This window comes from Ruegeria sp. AH7, assembly GCF_056541325.1.
Map to the genome: position 1 here is coordinate 698734 of NZ_JBQFYF010000001.1, position 18304 is coordinate 717037.

An 18304-nucleotide genomic window follows, 5' to 3' on the forward strand; every position below is an offset into this window, starting at 1 on the left:
CCTCGCTCATCTGTTGATTCTCGCGGGGATCAGGACTGGTTTGTATCGTTCTGATATTTATGTGTATTCGGATTAAGCACCAGTTTCTATACACGACCCGTGATCGGTACCCGCATGTGGTCCTTTTACCGACAGATCATAGCTCATATCGTCCATATGCACGACAAAGGTCATCACATCCGCGCCTTCGATGTGAACAAAGGTCATGTTGCCGATGCCTTTGAGGACGATCGCATCCCCGGCGACCTTGTCTGTTGTGATACTGCCTTTGTCACCCTCAGCCGAGCGGTCCAGACGGACTTCGCTGCCGTCGCGATCCGAGACACAGACAAAGTGGCGTTCCTCGGCCATTGCGGTCGTCGCGCACAGGGTGGTTACCGCCACCCATATCCATTTTTTCATTTTAGGGTCCTGAATAGAGTTTTTATCCAGAAGGCTCGCTGATTTCACGGAGCTGGATCGGCTTATCCGGGAAATTGTTTCCTTCACAGAGCCCGCGCTAATCGTAGAATGTGACCGGATTACAGCCGACGCGTGGAATTGTTGGGATGGTGGGTTGGGAGAAGCTGATATTGAAACTAACCGACTCCATACGCCTCGAAATAAGGGGGAAATCAGAGTACCTTGCGAGCAGTTCTATTGATTGTTGGTTTCGCAGCGGCCAAGGCCGGTCAAGCTTATGCCTTTACCCACAAACACGTGGGTCGTATGAGCGACAATCCCGTCGGCAAACAAGCTGAAGGTGTAAGAGGCTGAGCGTGTGGAATCCCATCCATGAGCGGTCATCAAGTCTTCGCTCACTTGTTCAACCTGCAGCAATGGCAATTCGCCATTTCCGAGATCAAGGCGAAGCTGATTGTCGGGCAAAATCTCAAACTCGAAAGCGACACCGAGACCTGTCTTCGTCGATTGGCAGGCGGCGATGTTGGCACAAGTGTATTCCAATTTACACTTTGTGATCTCTTGAGAGGTTGCCGCATTCGCGACTAAAGGCAAAAATACTGAGAGTGCTAGAACTTTCATTGCTATCCCCCCAAGAAACTCTTTCGTACCTCCGGATCAGCCAGCAATTCCTTCCCAGTACCACCATAGGCATTCCGCCCCTGCACCAGAACATAGCCTTTATCGGCAATCTCCAACGCCTGGCGGGCATTCTGTTCAACCATCAGGATCGGCAATCCAGTCCGCGACACCTCGATGATCCGGTCGAACAGCTCATCCATCACGATGGGCGAAACACCGGCGGTGGGCTCGTCCAGCATCAGCACTTTGGGCTGGGTCATCAAAGCGCGTCCAACGGCGACCTGTTGGCGTTGACCGCCCGACAGCTCTCCGGCGGCTTGGTTGCGTTTGTCGCGCAAAATAGGGAAGAGGTCATAGACCTGCTCCATGGTCTGGCTGATGTCGTCGCGGCGAATAAATGCCCCCATCTCGAGGTTTTCTTCCACCGTCATCGATGTGAAGATGTTCGAGGTCTGGGGGACAAATCCCATGCCGCGAATGACGCGATCCTGCGGGGTGAGGTTGGTGATGTCCTCACCATCCAAACGCACAGAACCGGACCGAACGTCCAACATGCCGAACACCGCTTTCATGGCCGTCGACTTGCCCGCGCCGTTGGGACCAACGATGACTGCAATCTCCCCCTTGTCGACGGAAATGGTGCAGTCGTGCAGAATGTCCGGGCCCTTGCCATAGCCACCGGTCATGGTGTCGCCGATCAGAAAGGGGCCGCCTTCGACCTTGCGCGTTTCGCCGCTTTTCGTGCGCGCGGGCGTCATGGTGCCAACGCCATGGGTGTTGGTGATCGAGGCATCCTTGTTGCCCTTGTCGTCCTTGTAGGGGTTATCGCTTCTGCCAGCGGTCATGTTTGGGCCTCCAGCTTGTCTTTGTTTTTGAGGCCGGTGCCTAGATAAGCTTCGATCACGTGCTCATTGGCCTTGATCTCATCTAAAGTGCCTTGGGCCAGAACCTTACCCTCGGCCATACAGATAACCGGGTCGCAGATCTTGCCGATGAAATCCATGTCATGTTCAATGACCACGAAGGTATAGCCGCGTTCTTTGTTCAGGCGCAGGATCGTATCGGCGATGGTCATCAATAGGGTGCGGTTCACGCCCGCGCCGACCTCGTCCAGAAATACGATCTTGGCGTCCACCATCATGGTTCGGCCCAGCTCCAGCAGTTTCTTCTGACCACCCGAAACCTGACCCGCCTTGTGGTCAGCCAGATGTTCGATGGTCAGGAACTCCAAAACTTCGTCGGCCTTGGCCTTCAACGCCCGTTCTTCATCCGCGATCCGCTTGCGCCCGAACCAAGTGTTCCACAGCGATTCCCCCGCCTGGGCGCCGGGCACCATCATCAGGTTCTCGCGGCAGGTCATGGATGAGAATTCATGCGCAATCTGGAACGTGCGTAGCAAGCCTTTGTGGAACAGATCATGCGGAGGAAGTCCGGTGATATTCTCGCCATCCATGAACACGCGGCCAGAGGTTGGGGCCAAAACCCCGGCAATTACATTGAACAGCGTCGTTTTTCCGGCCCCATTCGGCCCGATCAGGCCGGTGATCGAACCCTTTTGGATTTCCAGCGATGCCCCATCCACCGCGTGAAACCCGCCGAAATGCTTGTGCACGTCATCGACGACGATCATTTTTCCCCCAGCTGCCTGTTTCGGCATTCTTGTTACGCCCCGTTTGCCGGGGTGCGGCCTTTTTTCATTGAAACAGCCCGGACACAAGGCCCGGGCTGCTTGATTTTATCACGATGAACGAAAGATCAACGGAAGTTGACGGTCTTGTTTTCGCCGTCGGTTACTTCGATCTCACGATAGGAACCTGCGCTTTCGCCGGGGCCGATCAGCTCAACACCCGATGCACCGACATAGTCGATGTCCTGACCTGCGGCCAGCAGTTCCAGACCTTTGGCCAGCTCACCGGGATAGATTTTCTCACCCGGAGCGTTGGCAACATCCATGATCTTGGCGCCATAGTCTGCCGGGCTGGTCGATCCTGCGGCCTGCATGGCCAGCATGAACAGCGCGGCGGCGTCATAGGATTCAGGCGAATAAGGCGAGGAGCCGTCAAAGCCCGCTGCTTCGGCCAGGGCAAAGTACTTTTCAGCGCCTTCACCACCTGAACCGGCGATCTGACCGAACGAGCCGTTCAGGTCGGGGCCAACATTCGCGGGCAGCGAGTCACCTATCATGCCGCCGGGCAGGCCGAACGTATCAAACGCACCGCTGTCCAGAGCCGACTGGATGATGCCCAGACCGCCTTGGTCCAGATAACCCGCGACAACCAGAATGTCGCCACCGGCCGAGGCCAGCGCGCCGACTTCGGCCGAATAGTCGGCTTTGCCGTCTTCGTGTGCGGCGACGATGGTGACTTCACCACCCGATGCCTCGAACGAAGACTGGATCGCGTCCGCCAGACCCTTGCCATAGTCGTTGTTGGTGTAGGTCAAAGCGATCGAGCTGATGCCACGGTCGTTCAGGATGTCCGCCATCACTTGGCCTTCGCGCGCATCCGACGGTGCGGTGCGGAAGAACAACCCGTTGTCTTCCATGGTCGACAGGCCGGGCGAGGTGGCCGATGGCGAGATCATGACCATGCCGTTCGGGATCGCCACGTTCTGCAAAATTGCGCCGGTCACGCCCGAGCAATCACCGCCGATGATACCCGAAACGCCGTCCGCAATGAAACGCTCGCCGTTCGAGGTGGCCAGACCGTTATCGATGCAGCCTGTGTCAGCGCGGGTGCCGACAACCGTTGCGCCATCCAGCAGCTTGCCCGACTCGGTGACTTCGGCGATCGCCATCTCGGCGCCCGAACCCATTGCCGGGGCCAGCGATTCAATTGGGCCGGTAAAGCCAAACAAGATGCCCAGTTTGACATCCTCGGCCATGGCCGTGCCCGCCAGCAAGGCGGTTGCTGCAGTTGCTGTAAGCAGCTTTTTCATGAAGTTACTCCCTGATTTGGTATTCCAACTGGGCACGACCCTAGGCAAGCTGTTCGGAAAAGAAAAGTCCCTAGAAACGCCTGTTTTTTATGAGAGCAAGCCTATCTATTGGGAGATGTCGGCCAGCATCGGTCGCGCAACCCGAATCTGCGGAGGATATATATGTTCCGGTTGTTTACTTTCGTTCTGTTGATCTGCGCAGGTGGCGCGTCCTTTGCCGGAGCGCTGCAAACCAAAGAGGGCCCGGTTCAGGCCACACAGATGCTGGGCGGGTTGGACACGCCTTGGGGCCTGGGTCTCCTGCCTGATGGAAGCTTTCTGGTGACTGAGCGGGACGGAGAGCTGATCTATGTGTCGGATGGCGAAACCAATCGCGTATCAGGCGTTCCGAAGGTGGCCGCTGCCGGGCAGGGCGGGTTACTGGACGTTACCATCCCTCGTGACTTCAGTCAGAGCCGCGAGGTCTTTTTGACGTTTTCCAAACCCCAAGCGGGCGGGGCTGGCACCGCCTTGGCTGTTGCGCGCCTATCAGAAAATGGCAAACGCCTGACCAACCTGCGTGTCTTGTTCGAGGCCAAGCCCGGCGGTTCCGGTGGTCGCCACTTCGGATCACGCGTGGTCGAGGCGCAGGATGGAACGCTGTTCCTAACCATCGGCGACCGGGGGGATCGGCCCTCAGCGCAGGATACAAGCAATCACATGGGCTCGGTCATCCGTATCAACCGTGACGGGACGGTTCCGGCCGGCAACCCCTTTATCGGGCAGTCCGGTATTCGACCCGAAATCTGGTCTTTTGGCCATAGGAACCCGCAAGGGGCCGGTCTGGATGCAAATGGCGCGCTCTGGGTTTCAGAACATGGTGCGCGGGGTGGGGATGAAGTGAATCTGGCGCAGCCGGGCAAAAACTATGGCTGGCCGATTATTTCCTATGGCACGCATTACTCAGGTGAGAAAATAGGCGAGGGTACGTCAAAGCCCGGCCTTGAACAGCCTGCTTTCTATTGGGACCCCTCCATCGCGCCCTCAGGCTTGCTGGTTTACTCCGATGATTTGTTTCCAAGATGGCGCGGCGACATCTTCGTCGGTTCGCTCAAGTTTGACTACATCGCGCGACTGTCCGGATCGCCTTTGCGCGAAGTCGAGCAGATTAAGGGACCGGAAACAGAACGTGTCCGCGATATCGTTCAAGCCACAGATGGATCGATCTGGTTCATTTCCGTTGGTCAGGGTGCGGTCTATCGTATGACACCTGGCTGAGATGTCAGATCGACAGGCGCTCGCTTTGCGATCCTCGTTCCCGATAGGGCGTCGTGTTGTAATGCGCCCGGTAGCATTTTGAGAAATGGCTGGGCGAAGCAAAGCCACAAGCCAGTGCCACGTTGATCACGCTCATATCCGTCTGCATCAGCAAGTTGCGCGCTTTATGCAGGCGGAGTTCCATGTAGTACCGCTTAGGCGAGCGGCTCAGGTAGCGGCGGAAGAGACGTTCAAGCTGACGGGTAGACATGCCCACATCTTTGGCCAAGATCGAGGGTGAGATCGGTTCTTCCGTATTTTTCTCCATCATCAGGATGACCTGGCTCAACTTGGGGTGACGAACGCCGATACGGGTCGGCGTCGACAGGCGCTGTGTGTCCTGATCCGTGCGAATCGAGGAATAGATCATCTGATCGGCGACGGCATTGGCCAATTCTTCGCCGAAATCATCTGCGATCAGCTTCAGCATCAAATCGATTGAGGATGTGCCCCCAGCAGTTGTCATGCGATTGCCATCGATCAAAAATACCGATTTGGTCAGTTCAACGGTGTCGAACTCTTCTGCGAAACTGTCAGCATTCTCCCAGTGAATGGTCGCACGTTTGTCATCCAGCAGGCCTGCTTTGGCCAGCGTGTAAGCTGCGGTACATAGACCACCGATCTTCAGGCCCTTGCGCGCCTCGCGGCGTAGCCAGCTTAGAACCTTTTTGGTGGTCGAGCTCTGAACATCGACGCCACCACACACCATGATCACATCGTCACGGCGCAAATCGCCAAGATCCGCATCAAGCTTGAAGGTGGTTCCAGCCGAACACGACACCACCTCGCCGCCTTCGCCGACCAGTGACCAGGTGTAAATCTCTTTGCCTGCCATGCGGTTGGCAATGCGCAGGCTGTCTAGCGCGGATGCAAAAGACAGCAGCGAGAATTTGTCTAACAAGATGAATACAAAGTTGACCGGCTTATCTGTGTCGCCGTCCACTGTGACAACTTGGCGTTGCTCTTGCATGGCTGTTGTTCCCCGAATCCACGACGGCTGCACCTACGTCGCGCGTATTTTGCCAGACACCATGCTCAAAGCTTGTTTCCGGCGTCAAGAGGCGCAAATGGGATATGGTCACTCTTCATTGCATTTTGTATAGAGACCACCTGAATACTATCAGCGGAGATCAAGGCTATGACCGAATGGCAGAAATCGAACTGGCGCAACAAGCCCCGGGTTCAGATGCCAGACTATACCGACGCGGCCGCCCTGGCCAAAGTCGAGGCGCAGCTTTCGCAGTATCCCCCGCTGGTCTTTGCCGGTGAGGCGCGGCGTCTCAAGCAACATCTGGGTGCCGCCGGTCGCGGCGAGGCTTTCCTGTTGCAGGGCGGGGATTGTGCTGAAAGCTTTGAACAATTCAGCGCGGATGCGATCCGTGACACGTTCAAAGTGATGCTGCAAATGGCGATGGTGCTGACCTATGGCGCCAAGGTGCCGGTGGTCAAAGTTGGCCGCATGGCCGGCCAGTTCGCCAAACCGCGCAGCGCGCCGACCGAAGTTGTGGATGGCGTGGAGCTGCCCAGCTACCGCGGCGACATCATCAACGAACTGGCCTTTACACCCGAAGCACGGATTCCGAATCCGTCCAAAATGTTGCAGGCCTACACGCAGGCAGCGGCGACACTAAACCTGCTGCGCGCCTTCTCGACCGGTGGTTTCGCAGATATGAGCCGTGTTCACGCCTGGACGCTGGGCTTCGCCGACGACCAGGACGTTCAGAAATATTCTGAGATTGCAGATCGCATTCAGGACAGCATCGACTTTATGGGCGCTGCCGGGATCACGGCGGATACCACGCATGAATTCTCGACCGTCGAATTCTACACCAGCCACGAAGGGCTGTTGCTGGAATACGAAGAGGCGCTGACCCGCCTGGATTCAACCTCGGGCAACTGGTTGGCTGGGTCGGGTCACATGATCTGGATCGGCGACCGGACCCGTCAGCCTGACGGTGCACATGTCGAATTCTGTCGCGGTGTTCAGAACCCCATTGGTCTGAAATGCGGCCCGACCACGACCGCTGAAGACCTGAAGGTTCTGATGTCCAAACTGAACCCGGACAACGAAGAGGGTCGCCTGACCCTGATCGCGCGTTTTGGAGCTGGTAAGGCGGGTGAGCATCTGCCTCGTCTGGTCAAAGCCGTGAAAGAAGAAGGCGCCAAGGTCACTTGGGTCTGCGATCCAATGCATGGAAACACGATCAAATCGGCGACGGGCTATAAAACCCGTCCGTTCGACTCGGTCCTGCGCGAGGTGCGCGACTTCTTTGGTGTGCATCAAGCCGAAGGCACCATCCCTGGCGGTGTGCATTTCGAGATGACCGGTTTGGATGTGACCGAATGCACCGGCGGCGTGCGTGCCGTGACCGAAGAAGATCTGTCCGACCGCTACCACACCGCGTGTGATCCACGCCTGAACGCGTCGCAGTCGCTGGAACTGGCGTTCCTGGTCGCCGAAGAGCTGACCAATCTGCGCCGGAACGGTTCCAAGCGCGCGGCCAGCTGAATAAGGTAATCCAAGAACTGGAACGGCGGGCCCATGGCTCGCCGTTTTTTGTGGCGGCTAGTCGTCGCGCGAGACGACCAGCCTCAGATGGCTTCTTCGGCCAAACTCGGTCTGATCTTCGGCAAAGCCTGCGGCCTCACGCTGAGGTTCGACTGGGCTGTTTAGATCGGAAACCTGCTTGATCCGCTGGTCTGAGATCGCAAAGCGGCGTGGGGTCGACCCGATGGCACCATCGCTAAGCATCACGCCCAGCACACGGCTGACATCACCCAGATCGCTGCGCAAGGGCAGAAGAATCATCCGGGCTTGCATACGGGCGCGGCCAAATGCGCCGCTGGAGGTCAGGCCAAGCTCGGCCGTGGCGGGCGCGCTGAACACCTGTTCCAGTGTCTCTTTGACTTTGGGTCGTGCTTCGGCCTCGAAGAACGCAGTCAGCGGCATGCCACGCACTTCCATACCGGCAAGCTTATTCAGATGGCTTCCCGCCAAGCGAAAACGGGCCAATCCAGGCGCGATGCGTTCCAGAATGAATGTGTATTCCAGCACATTTTCCAACCCGCGCGGATCGATTTGCGACCGCTTGGGCACCCCGTCGCCGGACAACAGCGCGGTCCAATACGCCTCGGCCTGACGGATCGGCGAAAGAGAACGTCCACTGTCAAAGCGATCCATTGCGACGATCTTTCCAAATTCTGACCCGGAATCAGTCCCGAAAAAGGTTTTCATTTCCATCACCCTAACGCCATTCAGCCGCTATTTTCATAAAATGCAACGCATCCGGGGCATCTGCGGCCCGACAGCCTTTGCTTTGGCCAAATTGACACGGGTTAATACAATTTTGGAGGAATTCTTTAACGAATGGTTAACTTCTGCGGATGAATTGCCGCTTGAGCAAACTCTTGCCCTTGCAAGGCCAATGGCATTAGGTGCGGCAAGAGTTGAAAATGCGGAAAGCCATAGAAAGGTCTGTCATGATCAAATCCATGACCGGGTTCGCCTCGGGGACAGGCGAGTTTGGCCCGCATAGCTGGACGTGGGAGCTGCGCAGCGTCAACGGCAAAGGGCTGGACATGCGCATTCGCGTCCCGGATTGGCTGACCGGGCTTGAGGCCGGGTTGCGCGCAACCCTGTCCAAGTCTTTGAGCCGTGGCAACGTAACGCTTTCCATGCGCATTAGTCGAGACGAAACGCTTACTGAGCTTGCGCTGAATACAGCCGCGATGTCCGCCGCGCTGGAGGCGTTGCAGCAGACCCAGGACATGGCTGAGGCCAAAGGTATTGCGCTAACCCCGTCCAAAGCGACGGATTTGCTAGCCCTGAAAGGCATGATGGATGCGGGATCTGATAGCGATGATCCAACCTCTCTGGTCGCGCATCTGATAAAGGCGTTTCCTGCATTGCTGGACGCGTTCCTCCAGATGCGTCAAACCGAGGGTGAAGCCTTGGCCGAGGTATTGACGACGCAGCTGGATCAGGTTGCCGCGCTGACCGCGCAAGCGGCTGATTTGGCCGAACAGCGCAAGGATAAAATGGCCGAAGCCCTGCGCGAGAATCTGGCGCGGGTGATGGAGAATGCGCAGGGTGCCGATCCGGAACGGGTGGCGCAGGAACTGGCACTGATCGCGGTCAAGGCAGACGTGACCGAAGAGATCGATCGCCTGACCGCCCATGTAGCCGCCGCGCGTGATCTACTGGCTCAGGACGGGGCGGTGGGTCGTAAACTCGATTTCCTGATGCAGGAATTCAACCGCGAGGCAAACACCTTGTGTTCCAAGGCGCAAAGCACCGACCTGACCTCGGTCGGATTGGAACTAAAGGCTGTGATCGACCAGATGCGCGAGCAGGTACAGAATGTTGAATAATGATGGAACATATTGAAATGGCAGATCGTCGGGGCCTTCTTATCATCCTGTCTTCGCCTTCGGGTGCGGGCAAATCCACCTTAGCGCGTCGGCTAATGGCCTGGGACACAGGGTTGGAGTTTTCGGTTTCGGCCACGACCCGCGCGCCGCGCCCGGGCGAGAAGGACGGTCGCGAATACTACTTCCTGACCGAGGATGCGTTCAAACAGCAGGTCACCGACGGGCAGATGCTGGAACATGCACATGTTTTCGGTAACTTCTATGGTTCCCCCATCGCACCGGTGCGCGAGTCAATCAATGCAGGGCGGGACGTTCTGTTTGACGTGGACTGGCAGGGCGATCTGCAAATCCGTAACTCGGACCTCGGCAAACACGCTCTGTCGATCTTCATCCTGCCGCCCTCGATCCAGGAACTGCGCCGCCGTCTGGTAACCCGCGGTCAGGACAGCGAGGATGTGATCGCCAAACGCATGCTCAAAAGCTGGGATGAAATCAGCCATTGGGGCTATTACGACTACGTTCTGGTCAATGACGATCTGGATGCGACCGAAGAAAAGCTGAAGACAATCGTCAGCGCCGAACGCATGCGCCGTATTCAGCAACCCAGGCTGCAAGACCACGTACGCAAACTACAAAATGAGTTCGAGGCCCTGTGATGCCAATCTATGCTTTGGGCAAAGACGCCCCTGAAATACACGAAGACACTTGGGTTGCGCCGGACGCCAATCTGATCGGCAAAGTGGTGCTAGAGCAGGGCGCATCGGTTTGGTTCGGCTGCACCATCCGCGCGGACCACGAAGAAATTCGTGTGGGCGCTGGCAGCAATGTGCAGGAAAACTGTGTGATGCATATCGATGCGGGCTTCCCGCTGACCATCGGGGCGAATTGCACCATTGGCCATAAAGTCATGCTGCACGGGTGCACCATTGGCGAAAACACCCTGATCGGCATGGGCGCGATTGTTCTGAACGGGGCAAAGATCGGCAAGAACTGCTTGATCGGGGCAGGGGCTTTGATCACTGAAAACAAAGAGATACCAGACAACTCTCTGGTGATGGGATCACCCGGCAAGGTCGTGCGCCAACTGGACAGCTCTGCCGCGCAGCGGATTACATTCAGTGCACAATATTATCAGGAAAACATGCGCAGGTTTCGTGAAACTCTAACGCCCGTGTCCTAACCGGCCGAAGCGAACAAGGTTACAGGCGATGTCAGAGGATTTACTTGCGGAAATTGTATCGGCCATTCCGATGCCGGCGCTGATGGTGGATCAGACCGAACGCATCATTGCTGCCAATACCGATGCGCGCACGCTTTTGGGCCAGAACATGTTGGGCCGACATTTTGCAACGATCCTGCGTCAGCCGCAGGTGATAGACGCAATGGAACAAAGCCTGCGCAGCAAAGGCCCGCGCAAGACCCGGCATCTGTCGAACGATGGTGCGCAGGACACGACATTCGAGATGCAGTGCCGCTATATGAACGGGATCGGCGCGGTCTCCGGGGGGGCGGTTCTGGCCGTATTTCAGGATATAACCCATTTAGAGCAAGCCAGTCAGATGCGGCGTGATTTCGTCGCCAATGTCAGCCATGAATTGCGCACGCCATTGACCGCATTGATGGGTTTCATCGAAACCCTGCGCGGGCCGGCGCGCGAGGATGCAGCGGCGCGGGACCGGTTTTTGCAGATCATGACGGACGAGGCGAACCGGATGAACCGTCTGGTTGGTGATCTGTTGTCGCTCAACCGTGTTGAAAGCGAAGAACGGGTGCGCCCGAAAGAGCAGCTGGAGCTGAATGGCTTGCTGGAATCGACGCTGAATTCTCTGAAACCCTTGGCTGAAGATGCAGATGTTGTTCTGTCATTGACCACGCCTTGTGATCCGGTCTCGATCACTGGAGACAGCGATCAACTGCGGCAGGTTTTCACCAATCTGGTTGAAAACGCGATCAAATACGGCGGCAGCGGCGGCAGTGTTGAGGTTCGTATCGCACCGTCCGAGCGGGACACGGCAGTGCGTGGTCCAGCTGTGCGGGTTCAGATCGTCGACAAAGGGCCGGGGATCGATTCAGTGCATTTGCCACGACTGACAGAGCGATTCTATCGCGCGGACAGCCATCGCTCGCGGCAATTGGGCGGCACAGGCTTGGGGCTGGCGATTGTGAAACACATCGTCAACCGTCATCGGGGGCGCCTTCGAGTTGAAAGCGATCTGGGCAAAGGATCGGTCTTCACTGTTATTTTACCGCGATAACGCGCACCGGGTTTACGGCGATCGATGTGCTCAACTCAGGGTGTATTTTGCGCCGCTGTGCGAGGCGGATTTCAAATAAAACTTCAGCTGTCATAAAAGCGTTACAAACTTGTCACAAAAGCCTTACGCAGGACCCCTAGGGGTTCAGCCGAGATCATCATGGGGGTGATCAAACATTCCTTTTTCAGGGAGACTGTAATGTCCTTTGTAAAACTGTCGGCTTCTGCGCTGGCGATCGCTGCTGTTTCGGCCACTGCTGCTGCTGCTCGTGACAACGTTCAGGTTGCCGGTTCTTCGACCGTTCTGCCTTACGCGTCGATCGTTGCTGAACTGTTTGGTGAAAACACCGACTTCCCAACACCTGTCGTTGAATCGGGCGGCTCTTCGGCTGGCCTCAAGCGCTTCTGTGAAGGCGTTGGCGAAAACACCATCGACGTCGCAAACGCGTCGCGCGCGATCCGCGAAAAAGAGATCAAAGCCTGTGCCGAAAACGGCGTGACCGACATCATGGAAGTCCGCATCGGTTATGACGGTATCGTGTTTGCAAGCCAGCAAACCGGCCCTGCCTTCACCGCGTTCGAGCCTGCCGACATCTTCAACGCTCTGGGCGCGAAGGTTCTGAAGGACGGCGCGATCGTTGACAACCCATACAACACCTGGGCCGAGTTCAACGGCGATCTGCCTGATGTTGAAATCGCAGGCTTCATCCCCGGCACCAAGCACGGCACACGTGAAGTGTTCGAAGAAAAAGTTCTGCTGATCGGCTGTGAAAAAACTGGCGCTATGGAAGCAATGATCGCTGGCGGCATGAGCGAAGATGACGCAGAAGATGCATGCCTGGACGTGCGCACTGATGGCAAGTCGGTCGACATCGACGGTGACTACACCGAAACCCTGGCCCGTATCGACACCAACCCGAACGGTATCGGCATCTTCGGTCTGGCATTCTACGAGAACAACACCGACAAACTAAAAGTTGCGACCATGTCGGGTATCGCGCCGTCGACCGAAACCATCTCGACCGGTGAATACCCTGTATCGCGCCCGCTGTTCTTCTACGTGAAGAAAGCCCATATCGGCGTGATCCCTGGCCTGAAAGAGTACGCTCAGTTCTTCGTTGCTGACGAAATCGCCGGCCCCACCAGCCCGCTGGCCAACTACGGCCTGGTTGCTGACCCTGAGCTGGCAAAAACTCAGGACGCGATTGCCAACGAAGTCACCATGGGTTCGGGCAGCTAAGCCTGACATTGGTCTAATTGCCGGGGGCGGCCGTAGTCGCCGCCCCCTTGCTTCTTTTTTGAATTCCCAATCGGACCAGTGGGGGTGTTATGCCGATACTTTGGCTTTTCTTGATCGTTGCTGCGGTCGCTGTGGTCGGATTTGTGCTCGGCCGATCTCGGGCCATGCAAAGCGCCGGCGGTGATATCCGAAACCTGCACTCCCTTCCCACATTCTACGGCGCGAATGTCGCGCTTAAGGTGGTTGTTCCTGCGTTTGGACTTCTTCTTATATGGCTGCTGGTACAGCCGCTCTATGTGAATTCTCAGGTTTCAGGCATGATTCCCGACAGTGCGATCAAGGAAGGATCGTCACGCGGTCTGGTTCTGGCCGAGGTGCGCCGGACAGCGACCGGTCTGGACAATGCAGTTGCGCAAGGGGCGATCACAGAAGATACCGCTCGCAATGCGCGCGCGGATTTCACGGATATGACGCAGCGTCTGAAGGATGCCGGTCAGGTGGTAACGTCGAACATCACCCAAACCGTTCTGCGCGGTGCACAAAGCTATCGTATCATGAATGCGACCGGTTATCGGATCATGGCCATCGCGGTGATCGTTGTGGCCTTGATCGGGGCTGCCGTCAGCTGGGCGCAAACCAACGCTGACTACCGCGCCCGCAACGTTGTAGAACAAGGCATCCGGGTCCTGCTGCTGGGCGCCGCATCGATTGCCATTCTGACCACCATCGGCATTGTTCTTTCGCTGGTGTTCAACACCTGGGAATTCTTCCGGTTGTACCCGGCGTCTGATTTCTTTTTTGGCCTGACTTGGTCGCCCAGCTTTTCGGGTCGCGGTGGGGCCTCTGATCTGGGCATCATCCCATTGTTGTGGGGCACGCTCTATATTTCCATCGTCGCGCTGCTGGTTGCCGTGCCAATCGGTCTGTTTGCCGCAATTTACCTCAGCGAGTATGCCTCGCCTGCGGTGCGCGCTTTCGCCAAGCCGCTGCTGGAAGTGCTCGCCGGTATTCCCACCATCGTTTATGGTCTATTCGCTTTGCTGACAGTCGGTCCGCTTTTGCTGGATGTGTTCGGGGACAACGGGCTGGGTTGGATGAAAGCAGGCACCGCGGTGATGACAGCCGGTCTGGTCATGGGCATCATGCTGATCCCGTTTGTATCGTCTCTGTCCGATGACATCATCAACGCCGTGCCGCAGGCGATGCGCGATGGCTCCTACGGGTTGGGCGCAACGCAGTCCGAAACCATCCGTCAGGTGGTTTTGCCCGCTGCCTTGCCCGGAATCGTCGGCGCGATCCTCTTGGCCGCCTCGCGAGCCATTGGTGAGACCATGATCGTGGTTCTGGGGGCAGGGGCCGCCGCAAGACTGAGCCTAAACCCCTTTGAAGCCATGACAACCGTGACCGCAAAGATCGTCAGCCAGCTGACAGGTGACGCAGACTTCGCCTCACCCGAAGCACTGGTGGCCTTTGCCCTAGGCATGACGCTGTTCATCGTCACGCTTGGGCTGAACGTCTTTGCCCTTTACATCGTGCGCAAGTACCGGGAGCAGTACGAATGACCGACGCAAGCATGCAAACCCCTGAAACGGGGCGCCACGCTGTTTCCCTGACTGCGTATGATGCGCGGACCCGCAAACGCGCCAAGGCAGAAAAACGGTTTCGCGCCTATGGCATCGTCGCGATTGCGACCGGTCTGTTTTTCTTGATCGTCCTGTTCGCCTCGATCCTGTCCGAGGGTATTCCGGCCTTTACCCGGACCGTTGTCAGCGTTGATTTCACCCTGACTCAGCAAGAGCAGGAAGAGGCAGAAGGTACGCTGTTCAAGACCAAAGCCTATTCTGACCTGTTCATCGCGGCCCTCAACAAAGAGCTTGATGAAAGCGGTCTTGAGGTTGATTTCGACGAAGCCGCGATTGAGCGTCTGCTTGGCAAGGTCGGTGGAACCATCCGAACCTTCTATGCTGCCAACCCGGACAAATTGGGTGAACCTGTCGAGTTTGATCTGGCCGCCTCCAGCCGTGTCGATGGCTACTACAAAGGCCGTGTTTCGCGAGACACAATTCAGGACAGTCGCTTCCTGCAGAAAAGCGACCTGGATCTGGTGGATGCGCTGCAAGAGGCTGGCATCATCAAACAGGTCTTCAACTGGCCCTTCATCACCGGGGCAGACTCGGGCGTGGATAATCCCGGCGGTGCTGGAATCGGCGCCTCGGTCGTGGGCTCATTCTTTATGATGTTGGTTGTGCTGGGCCTGTCGCTGCCCATCGGTGTGGCCGCGTCGATCTATCTGGAAGAGTTCGCACCGCAGAACAGGTTTACGGACTTGATCGAGGTGAATATCTCGAACCTGGCCGCGGTTCCTTCGATCGTGTTTGGTATCCTTGGTTTGGCCGTCTTCATCCAGTTCATGCACCTGCCGCAATCGGCGCCGCTGGTTGGTGGGCTGGTGCTGACGCTGATGACCTTGCCGACAATCATTATCTCGACCCGTGCATCGCTGAAGGCGGTTCCGCCGTCGATCCGCGATGCGGCGCTTGGGGTAGGGGCCTCGAAAATGCAGGCGGTGTTCCATCACGTGCTGCCGCTGGCCGCGCCTGGCATCCTGACCGGTACCATCATCGGTCTGGCACAGGCGTTGGGTGAGACTGCACCCCTGCTGCTGATCGGCATGGTGGGCTTTGTCGCCCGTGGTTACCCCGATGGTTTCATCGCAGGGTTTACCGAGCCGAACTCGGCCATGCCCGCCCAAATCTACACTTGGGCTGCACGAGCTGATGTGGGTTTCTATGAAAAAGCCTGGGGCGGGATCATCATCCTTTTGATTTTCCTGCTGACTATGAACATCATCGCAATCATTCTGCGCCGCCGCTTTGAACGCCGCTGGTAAGAAGGGCAGACCCATGAACGACATGTCACGAGTGGAGAGACAAGTGGATACCAATGAAATCAAGCTGGAGTGCCGGGACTGCCAGGTCTTTTACGGTGACACCCACGCCATCAAAGACGTGAATGTCGATATCGAAGATAAGACAGTCACGGCTTTCATCGGCCCGTCGGGCTGCGGTAAATCCACGTTCCTGCGCTGTTTGAACCGGATGAACGATACAATCGACATCGCGCGGGTGAAGGGCAGCTTTAAGCTGGACGGCGAAGATATCTATGACAAGCGCGTTGACCCTGTGCAGCTGCGTGCAAAGGTCGGCATGGTGTTTCAGAAACCGAACCCGTTTCCGAAATCGATCTACGACAACGTCGCTTACGGCCCGCGTATTCATGGCCTGGCCAAGAACAAAGCTGAACTGGATGAAATCGTTGAGAAATCCCTTCGCCGAGGTGCAATATGGGATGAGGTCAAGGATCGTCTGGATTCGCCCGGCACCGGCCTGTCAGGTGGGCAGCAGCAGCGCCTGTGTATTGCCCGCGCCGTTGCAACAGAACCCGAAGTTCTGCTGATGGACGAGCCATGCTCGGCACTGGATCCGATCGCCACGGCCCAGGTCGAGGAATTGATTGACGAGCTGCGCGCGCAATATTCGGTGGTCATCGTGACCCACTCGATGCAGCAGGCCGCACGGGTCAGCCAGAAAACCGCCTTTTTCCATCTCGGCAATCTGGTCGAATTCGGCGAAACCGGAACGATCTTTACCAACCCCGTAGACCCGCGCACGGAAAGCTACATCACCGGCCGCATCGGCTGAGCACAGGTATTCAGATATGACCGAAATGAGCGAACAACATATTGCATCTGCCTTCGACCGCGACCTTGAGGCGATCCAAGCGCATATCATGAAGATGGGCGGGCTGGTTGAAGCGGCCATCATGAGTGCGGCCCGGTCCCTTGAATCCCGCGACGTGGAGCTGGCGGAAGAGGTGCGCGATGGCGACAAGGCCATCGATGCGCTGGAAGAGGTGATCGACGAAGAGACAGCGCGCCTGATCGCGCTGCGCGCGCCAACCGCCAGCGACCTTCGTCTTGTGCTTTCGGTTCTGAAAGTGTCGGGCAACCTTGAGCGGATTGGCGATTATGCCAAGAATATCGCCAAGCGCACCACGGTTCTGGTCGATGCGGGCGAGATCAACGGCAGTGCCGCCGCATTGCGCCGCATGGCGCGCGAGGTTGAACTGATGCTGCGTGATGCGCTGGATGCTTATATTCAACGCGATGCTGAACTTGCCACTGACGTCATCAATCGTGATGAGGAAGTCGATCAGATGTATAACGGCTTGTTCCGCGAGTTTCTGACCTTCATGGCCGAGGACCCGCGCAACATCTCGGCCTGTATGCACCTGCATTTCATTGCCAAGAACATCGAACGCATGGGCGACCATGTAACCTCGATTGCCGAGCAGGTGGTCTATCTGGTCACGGGTGAACGCCCGGCCGAGGCGCGGCCCAAGGCCGATAACACGTCGCAAACCGTCTAGGAGACGCAGACCATGTCCGCAGATCAGCCGACTGTCCTGGTTGTCGAGGATGAATTGGCCCAGCGTGAAGTGCTGGCCTATAATCTTGAGGCCGAAGGCTTTCGGGTTTCCAAAGCGGCCAGCGGCGATGAAGCACTGTTGCTGGTCGACGAAGATTGCCCGGATATCATCGTGCTGGATTGGATGATGCCCAATCTCAGCGGGATTGAGGTTTGCCGGCGTTTGAAAACGCGGCCCGATACGCGTTCGATCCCGATCATCATGCTGTCGGCGCGATCGGAAGAGGTGGATAAGGTGCGCGGGCTGGAAACAGGTGCGGATGACTATGTGGTCAAGCCATACTCGGTGGTCGAGCTGATGGCCCGTGTGCGCACCCAACTGCGCCGTGTACGTCCGGCGACGGTCGGGATTCTGTTGGAATTTGACGATATCATCCTGGATTCGGAAACGCATAAGGTCAGCCGCGATAGCAAACCGCTGAAACTGGGCCCGACCGAATTCCGCCTGCTGAGCACTTTCATGGAAAAGCCCGGCCGCGTCTGGAGCCGTGAGCAATTGCTGGATCGGGTCTGGGGGCGCGATATCTATGTCGATACGCGCACCGTAGACGTGCATATCGGACGGCTACGCAAAGCATTGACGCAGCATGGGGGCGAAGACCCGGTGCGCACCGTGCGTGGCGCCGGATACGCCTTGGGCTAATGCCAAGGGCATGGGGCGCGGGGTCGTTCACGCCGCTTTGTCTTTGATTGTCG

Annotated in this window: 19 protein-coding genes; 12 read left to right on the plus strand and 7 right to left on the minus strand. The window is 57.3% G+C overall.

Annotated features, from left to right (window positions below; all coding sequences use genetic code 11):
• Positions 1 to 72 precede the first annotated feature (72 nt).
• The 5 genes from ACR0JX_RS03530 to ACR0JX_RS03550 all read right to left on the minus strand — a co-directional run bounded on the left by ACR0JX_RS03530 (position 73) and on the right by ACR0JX_RS03550 (position 3960).
• Positions 73 to 402 (minus strand): hypothetical protein, encoded by a 330-nt coding sequence (locus ACR0JX_RS03530; RefSeq protein ID WP_480541435.1) that lies wholly within the window; start codon positions 400 to 402, stop codon positions 73 to 75.
• Positions 403 to 636: 234 nt separating this feature from the next.
• Complete coding sequence (locus ACR0JX_RS03535) at positions 637 to 1023, minus strand: hypothetical protein (protein ID WP_480541437.1); 387 nt, start codon at positions 1021 to 1023, stop codon at positions 637 to 639.
• A gap of 2 nt (positions 1024 to 1025) precedes the next feature.
• Entirely contained in the window at positions 1026 to 1868 is an 843-nt protein-coding gene (locus tag ACR0JX_RS03540; protein WP_480541439.1) for an ABC transporter ATP-binding protein, read from the minus strand.
• Complete coding sequence (locus ACR0JX_RS03545) at positions 1865 to 2653, minus strand: ABC transporter ATP-binding protein (RefSeq protein WP_480541441.1); 789 nt, start codon at positions 2651 to 2653, stop codon at positions 1865 to 1867. The genes ACR0JX_RS03540 and ACR0JX_RS03545 overlap by 4 nt, the downstream gene beginning before the upstream one ends.
• Positions 2654 to 2778: 125 nt before the next feature.
• A complete protein-coding gene (locus tag ACR0JX_RS03550; RefSeq protein ID WP_480541443.1) occupies positions 2779 to 3960 on the minus strand; it encodes an ABC transporter substrate-binding protein in 1182 nt (393 codons plus the stop codon).
• Between the two features lie 162 nt (positions 3961 to 4122).
• Between ACR0JX_RS03550 and ACR0JX_RS03555 the strand changes: the two genes are divergently transcribed.
• Complete coding sequence (locus ACR0JX_RS03555) at positions 4123 to 5217, plus strand: PQQ-dependent sugar dehydrogenase (RefSeq protein ID WP_480541445.1); 1095 nt, start codon at positions 4123 to 4125, stop codon at positions 5215 to 5217.
• Between the two features lie 4 nt (positions 5218 to 5221).
• Here the strand turns inward: ACR0JX_RS03555 and ACR0JX_RS03560 are convergent, their stop codons facing one another.
• Complete coding sequence (locus ACR0JX_RS03560) at positions 5222 to 6226, minus strand: GlxA family transcriptional regulator (RefSeq protein WP_480541447.1); 1005 nt, start codon at positions 6224 to 6226, stop codon at positions 5222 to 5224.
• A 168-nt stretch (positions 6227 to 6394) separates the two neighbouring features.
• Here ACR0JX_RS03560 and ACR0JX_RS03565 point away from each other — a divergent pair, with 168 nt between their 5' ends.
• Complete coding sequence (locus ACR0JX_RS03565; protein ID WP_480541449.1) at positions 6395 to 7765, plus strand: class II 3-deoxy-7-phosphoheptulonate synthase; 1371 nt, start codon at positions 6395 to 6397, stop codon at positions 7763 to 7765.
• Positions 7766 to 7822: 57 nt separating this feature from the next.
• Here ACR0JX_RS03565 and ACR0JX_RS03570 read toward each other — a convergent pair whose 3' ends face one another.
• Positions 7823 to 8491 carry a PAS domain-containing protein gene (locus tag ACR0JX_RS03570; RefSeq protein ID WP_480541451.1) on the minus strand — a complete coding sequence of 223 codons (669 nt, stop codon included), beginning with the start codon at positions 8489 to 8491 and terminating at the stop codon, positions 7823 to 7825.
• 245 nt (positions 8492 to 8736) lie between these two features.
• Here ACR0JX_RS03570 and ACR0JX_RS03575 point away from each other — a divergent pair, with 245 nt between their 5' ends.
• The 10 genes from ACR0JX_RS03575 (at position 8737) to phoB (ending at position 18251) form a co-directional block, all read left to right on the plus strand.
• Complete coding sequence (locus ACR0JX_RS03575; protein ID WP_480541751.1) at positions 8737 to 9627, plus strand: YicC/YloC family endoribonuclease; 891 nt, start codon at positions 8737 to 8739, stop codon at positions 9625 to 9627.
• A gap of 17 nt (positions 9628 to 9644) precedes the next feature.
• On the plus strand, positions 9645 to 10283 hold the full coding sequence (gene gmk, locus ACR0JX_RS03580) for a guanylate kinase (RefSeq protein WP_480541753.1): 639 nt from the start codon (positions 9645 to 9647) through the stop codon (positions 10281 to 10283).
• Positions 10283 to 10807 (plus strand): gamma carbonic anhydrase family protein, encoded by a 525-nt coding sequence (locus ACR0JX_RS03585; protein WP_480541453.1) that lies wholly within the window; start codon positions 10283 to 10285, stop codon positions 10805 to 10807. Before gmk ends, ACR0JX_RS03585 begins: the two co-directional genes overlap by 1 nt.
• Positions 10808 to 10835: 28 nt before the next feature.
• Positions 10836 to 11882, plus strand: a complete 1047-nt coding sequence (locus tag ACR0JX_RS03590) for a sensor histidine kinase (protein WP_480541455.1) — start codon at positions 10836 to 10838, stop codon at positions 11880 to 11882.
• Positions 11883 to 12080: 198 nt separating this feature from the next.
• The gene (locus tag ACR0JX_RS03595; protein ID WP_480541457.1) at positions 12081 to 13121 is read left to right on the plus strand and encodes a substrate-binding domain-containing protein; all 1041 of its coding nucleotides are present in this window, start codon (positions 12081 to 12083) and stop codon (positions 13119 to 13121) included.
• Positions 13122 to 13210: 89 nt separating this feature from the next.
• On the plus strand, positions 13211 to 14683 hold the full coding sequence (gene pstC, locus ACR0JX_RS03600) for a phosphate ABC transporter permease subunit PstC (RefSeq protein WP_170536727.1): 1473 nt from the start codon (positions 13211 to 13213) through the stop codon (positions 14681 to 14683).
• Positions 14680 to 16011: a phosphate ABC transporter permease PstA gene (gene pstA / locus ACR0JX_RS03605; protein ID WP_480541459.1), complete on the plus strand. Its 1332-nt coding sequence runs from the start codon at positions 14680 to 14682 to the stop codon at positions 16009 to 16011. Before pstC ends, pstA begins: the two co-directional genes overlap by 4 nt.
• Before the next feature lie 13 nt (positions 16012 to 16024).
• Positions 16025 to 16822 (plus strand): phosphate ABC transporter ATP-binding protein PstB, encoded by a 798-nt coding sequence (gene pstB / locus ACR0JX_RS03610; protein ID WP_353007616.1) that lies wholly within the window; start codon positions 16025 to 16027, stop codon positions 16820 to 16822.
• Between the two features lie 25 nt (positions 16823 to 16847).
• Positions 16848 to 17549, plus strand: a complete 702-nt coding sequence (gene phoU / locus ACR0JX_RS03615; RefSeq protein WP_480541755.1) for a phosphate signaling complex protein PhoU — start codon at positions 16848 to 16850, stop codon at positions 17547 to 17549.
• Positions 17550 to 17561: 12 nt separating this feature from the next.
• Positions 17562 to 18251, plus strand: a complete 690-nt coding sequence (gene phoB / locus ACR0JX_RS03620; RefSeq protein WP_170536733.1) for a phosphate regulon transcriptional regulator PhoB — start codon at positions 17562 to 17564, stop codon at positions 18249 to 18251.
• Positions 18252 to 18304 lie beyond the last annotated feature (53 nt).

Bases quoted from the DNA above. Each gene is read 5' to 3' on its own strand.
- ACR0JX_RS03535 (WP_480541437.1), bottom strand. From the start codon at position 1,023: ATGAAAGTTCTAGCACTCTCAGTATTTTTGCCTTTAGTCGCGAATGCG.
- gmk (WP_480541753.1), top strand. From the start codon at position 9,645: ATGGCAGATCGTCGGGGCCTTCTTATCATCCTGTCTTCGCCTTCGGGT.
- ACR0JX_RS03540 (WP_480541439.1), bottom strand. From the start codon at position 1,868: ATGACCGCTGGCAGAAGCGATAACCCCTACAAGGACGACAAGGGCAAC.
- pstC (WP_170536727.1), top strand. From the start codon at position 13,211: ATGCCGATACTTTGGCTTTTCTTGATCGTTGCTGCGGTCGCTGTGGTC.
- ACR0JX_RS03560 (WP_480541447.1), bottom strand. From the start codon at position 6,226: ATGCAAGAGCAACGCCAAGTTGTCACAGTGGACGGCGACACAGATAAG.
- ACR0JX_RS03575 (WP_480541751.1), top strand. From the start codon at position 8,737: ATGATCAAATCCATGACCGGGTTCGCCTCGGGGACAGGCGAGTTTGGC.
- phoU (WP_480541755.1), top strand. From the start codon at position 16,848: ATGAGCGAACAACATATTGCATCTGCCTTCGACCGCGACCTTGAGGCG.
- pstB (WP_353007616.1), top strand. From the start codon at position 16,025: ATGAACGACATGTCACGAGTGGAGAGACAAGTGGATACCAATGAAATC.
- ACR0JX_RS03590 (WP_480541455.1), top strand. From the start codon at position 10,836: ATGTCAGAGGATTTACTTGCGGAAATTGTATCGGCCATTCCGATGCCG.
- ACR0JX_RS03545 (WP_480541441.1), bottom strand. From the start codon at position 2,653: ATGATCGTCGTCGATGACGTGCACAAGCATTTCGGCGGGTTTCACGCG.
- ACR0JX_RS03570 (WP_480541451.1), bottom strand. From the start codon at position 8,491: ATGAAAACCTTTTTCGGGACTGATTCCGGGTCAGAATTTGGAAAGATC.
- pstA (WP_480541459.1), top strand. From the start codon at position 14,680: ATGACCGACGCAAGCATGCAAACCCCTGAAACGGGGCGCCACGCTGTT.
- ACR0JX_RS03555 (WP_480541445.1), top strand. From the start codon at position 4,123: ATGTTCCGGTTGTTTACTTTCGTTCTGTTGATCTGCGCAGGTGGCGCG.
- ACR0JX_RS03595 (WP_480541457.1), top strand. From the start codon at position 12,081: ATGTCCTTTGTAAAACTGTCGGCTTCTGCGCTGGCGATCGCTGCTGTT.
- phoB (WP_170536733.1), top strand. From the start codon at position 17,562: ATGTCCGCAGATCAGCCGACTGTCCTGGTTGTCGAGGATGAATTGGCC.
- ACR0JX_RS03550 (WP_480541443.1), bottom strand. From the start codon at position 3,960: ATGAAAAAGCTGCTTACAGCAACTGCAGCAACCGCCTTGCTGGCGGGC.
- ACR0JX_RS03565 (WP_480541449.1), top strand. From the start codon at position 6,395: ATGACCGAATGGCAGAAATCGAACTGGCGCAACAAGCCCCGGGTTCAG.
- ACR0JX_RS03530 (WP_480541435.1), bottom strand. From the start codon at position 402: ATGAAAAAATGGATATGGGTGGCGGTAACCACCCTGTGCGCGACGACC.
- ACR0JX_RS03585 (WP_480541453.1), top strand. From the start codon at position 10,283: ATGCCAATCTATGCTTTGGGCAAAGACGCCCCTGAAATACACGAAGAC.